Annotated in this window: 5 protein-coding genes; 4 read left to right on the top strand and 1 reads right to left on the bottom strand. The window is 40.1% G+C overall.

Annotated elements, in window-relative coordinates:
- Positions 1-78 precede the first annotated feature (78 nt).
- Positions 79-216 carry a hypothetical protein gene (locus AB1630_11485; GenBank protein MEW6104415.1) on the bottom strand — a complete coding sequence of 46 codons (138 nt, stop codon included), beginning with the start codon at positions 214-216 and terminating at the stop codon, positions 79-81.
- Positions 217-620: 404 nt separating this feature from the next.
- On the opposite strand from AB1630_11485, the gene AB1630_11480 reads away from it, so the two are divergent.
- The 4 genes from AB1630_11480 (at position 621) to AB1630_11465 (ending at position 3,332) form a co-directional block, all read left to right on the top strand.
- Positions 621-962, top strand: a complete 342-nt coding sequence (locus AB1630_11480) for a hypothetical protein (GenBank protein MEW6104414.1) — start codon at positions 621-623, stop codon at positions 960-962.
- Complete coding sequence (locus AB1630_11475) at positions 959-2,023, top strand: hypothetical protein (GenBank protein ID MEW6104413.1); 1,065 nt, start codon at positions 959-961, stop codon at positions 2,021-2,023. The genes AB1630_11480 and AB1630_11475 overlap by 4 nt, the downstream gene beginning before the upstream one ends.
- Positions 2,024-2,408: 385 nt before the next feature.
- Positions 2,409-2,990, top strand: coding sequence for a DJ-1/PfpI family protein (locus AB1630_11470; protein MEW6104412.1), 582 nt, complete (start codon positions 2,409-2,411; stop codon positions 2,988-2,990).
- Positions 2,991-3,074: 84 nt separating this feature from the next.
- Positions 3,075-3,332, top strand: coding sequence for an AAA family ATPase (locus tag AB1630_11465; protein MEW6104411.1), 258 nt, complete (start codon positions 3,075-3,077; stop codon positions 3,330-3,332).
- Positions 3,333-3,427: the final 95 nt, after the last annotated feature.

Below are 3,427 nucleotides of genomic sequence, written 5' to 3'. Positions count from 1 at the left end.
TGGATACTTCCATAGATGTAGATGGCAACCTCCTGAATACGGGAGTCATAGTATGTTGTTAAGACCCTTTTACATCCACTACAGATATATCTTTTTCTCTCTGTATTTTAAGAATAATATTACCTTCTCTATGTCGCCATTTTTCCTTATTTCCATATCCACCACAAAAAATCCTTGACATCCTAATAACTCTGTAAGATAATCTTTATGTTGCATCGTTTGGATCCTCCTCTTTTTAAGATTTTAAGGAGTATAATATATTATCCAAATAGATGCAACTTACCTTAAATTCTTAAATATTATTTACCCATTGTATTCCGTGAAGAGCCAGAAATATAAACGCTGAAATAGAAAAATTTATCAGAAAGGAATTGGAAAAGAATTAAAAAACCGATTAGAAGAAAGAGAATAAGCAAAAATGAATGATAAGAATTTAACACCTGTCAAAGAGCTAGACAAGAAAATGGATAAAAAATGGTATTTGATTTTTTGGATAATAGTTAAGTACAAGTAACCTATTTGCTGAAGAGATTACCGGTTTTGGTTTAGGAATAAATTTCCCAGGGGTTGGTGTAAAATGTTGCTTTGATAACAAAACAGTTGAACTTCGGCTTCAAGGTTTGTCAGAAAAAACTGAGACAAAAGATGAAAACACCTCTCTTATCGGACTGAGATTTTACAAATATTTTTCATTTTACCCATCCAGAATTAAAAAACTGTTTTACTACTTTGGTGCAGAATTAGATTATTTCCAATACGAAGATAAAAAAGATAAATTTACTACAGATGGTTTTGTAGGTGGTGGTTTTGCAGGTGTTGAAAAATTCTTGGCTCGTAAATTTTCTGTCAATCTTGATTTAGGACCTTACTATGCTTATACAACAAAAAGTGGCACTTCAGTTGGCTTGGTTGACTTTGTAATGAATCTTTCAATAAACTATTATTTTGGAGGCCTAAAATGAAGAAAGTATATCTTTTATTCCTTGTTTGTACTCTGTTTCTTATTGGATTCAGGTTTGGAACAGTAAACTTATGTAGAGATGCAGTGAGAGAACTTAAAAGAAAAACGACATTAGAATCCATACAGCCCTTGCCGCCCACCGCTCCAGTTTGGATCAATCTTGTGCAGAACCCGCTCATAGGGGAACAGCCAGCAGGCCCGCTACGGTGGCCGAGCGACCCATTTGTCCTTAAAGAAGGCGACCGCTTTCGGATGTGGTTTGGAGCACACAATCCTGAAGAGAATGTTACACGAATCGGGTACGCGGAGTCCGAAGACGGCGTCCACTGGATCCTGAATAACGAGCCGGTGGTTCCCCTTGGCACATCCACTGCCTTTGACTCGAAAGACGTCGAGACGCCCACCATAGTGCGTGACGGCAATACCTATCATCTCTGGTACAGCGGCGCGAGACACGATCGCGGATATCAAATCGGCCATGCCGTATCGGATGACGGCATTGAGTGGACCAAAGAGCCGGAACACCCAGTACTGTATGCCTCAGACAACCCCTATGCCTGGACTGGTTTAGGCGTGTTGGAGCCCACCGTTATCCTGGAGAGTTCAACTTTCAAGATGTGGTTCGTGGGCTTGGGCCTTGATCCGGTCGACTCTACTACAATCCACGTCCACCTGGGTTATGCGACATCCTCTGATGGCCAGATATGGGATCTTCACGAAGACAACCCCTTGCTCAAGCTTGCCTCGTACAAGGAAGGAGATCTCATAAACAGCGCGTTCTTTGTTCTTCGAAACGGCGACTACTATCAGCTGTTTTACCTTGGAGGCGGAACCAAAGTGCCTGACATCTACGGCACATCAAGAGATGGCTTGTCATGGTCAGTGTCTTTTACCGAGGTTCTTCCGGTCGGCTCGGCAGATAGCTGGAACTCGTGGGTCGTCGGCGCTCCAACGATACTTCTTGATTCGGTGGACGGGTACACAATGTGGTACAGCGGTGGTAGGTTAGACAGCAACTTCGGCATGCATTTCGGCATAGGCGGCGCTAAGGCTGCCCGATGAGACCTACAAGGTGATTGACGGGTGTGCTATTGACTCGCCCGATCATCGGCGTATGATTCGCACAGCTCGGCGAGGTTGCTGTATCTGGAGTAGAGATCGTCCTCGAGAGGGGACAAATTGGTCAATTGGTTATTGCAATATTAGAGATACTTCCGTTGTTGATTTATAAAAAAGAGCTTGAAAGGAAAGAGAATGAAAAGTGATGGAGCCAGAAAAACATGGACATATTTGAAGCCATCATTAAAAGAGGGACTTTTTAGATATTGGATGTGGTGATGGCAAGGTTACGGCTGAAATTGCTGAAAAATTACCGCAAAAATCATCTACCAGACGAATTCATATTCAAATGATGAGTGATGAGACTGGAGGTGGAAGCAGAAAATTTATGAAAAAGGTATTGCTTTTTCTATGTAATGGCTTTGAGGAATATGAAGCAAGTGTTTTTACCGATGTGTTAGGCTGGAGTAGGGTTTATGGCGATATTCCGGTTGGAGTAACTACCGGTGGGAGGCGTCCTAAAATAAAAGGCACCTGGAATTTTACCGTCATCCCTGAAATTCAGATAGCTGAGGTTAAGGTGAAAGATTATGATGCTCTGGCAATTCCTGGGGGTTTTGAAAAGGCAGGATTCTATGAAGATGCCTATAGTGAGGATTTTCTTGAATTGATTAGAAATTTTGATAAAGAAAAGAAGATTATAGCTTCAATATGTGTAGGTGCGCTACCTTTGGGAAAAAGTGGCATTTTAAAAGGTCGCAGAGCCACAACATATCATTTACTTGATGGAATTAGAAGAAAGCAATTGGCAGAATTTGAAGTGGAAGTTCTTAATCAGGATGTGGTTGTGGATGAGAATATTATTACCTCTTCCTCGCCTGCAACTGCTCTAAATGTCACATTTAAATTATTAGAAATGCTGACATCAAAAGAAAACTGTGAAAAGGTGAAGAGGTGGATGGGGTTTTAATGTTTTTTTGCGTAATTGATATATTTTAAGGATTAACAATCTTTGTAATTGACATATTTCAAGGAATGTGGTATAATAATTATTATGAAGATACCAAGATTTTATCAGGAACTGAACAAATATTTAAAACCGAACAAGGTATTGGTCATTTATGGTCCCCGTCAGGTAGGGAAAACTACCCTGCTTCAAGATTTTCTTTCTCAATCTCAATTCAAGTATAAATTAGAATCGGGTGATAATATCCAAGTCCGCCATATCCTTGGTTCACAAGATACAAACCTTATTCGTGAATTTACCGAAGGTTATGAGTTACTAGTGCCCTGTCCGATAAAAGAGGTATAATAACTTGACATTACAATAAAATCTTGCTATAATAATATTATGGCAAGAAAATCTGTAAGAATTGAATTAAATCAGGAAGAAAGGAAAGAGATAGA

The sequence above is a fragment of the bacterium genome, from assembly GCA_040753555.1.
Classification (GTDB): domain Bacteria; phylum UBA9089; class UBA9088; order UBA9088; family UBA9088; genus JBFLYE01.
Note: the sequence above shows the minus strand (reverse complement) of the source record. Positions and strands in the feature narration are given on the sequence as shown.

What these genes read in the sequence shown, in the direction of transcription:
- AB1630_11465 (MEW6104411.1), top strand. Translation starts at nt 3,075, where the DNA reads ATGAAGATACCAAGATTTTATCAGGAACTGAACAAATATTTAAAACCG.
- AB1630_11485 (MEW6104415.1), bottom strand. Translation starts at nt 216, where the DNA reads ATGCAACATAAAGATTATCTTACAGAGTTATTAGGATGTCAAGGATTT.
- AB1630_11470 (MEW6104412.1), top strand. Translation starts at nt 2,409, where the DNA reads ATGAAAAAGGTATTGCTTTTTCTATGTAATGGCTTTGAGGAATATGAA.
- AB1630_11475 (MEW6104413.1), top strand. Translation starts at nt 959, where the DNA reads ATGAAGAAAGTATATCTTTTATTCCTTGTTTGTACTCTGTTTCTTATT.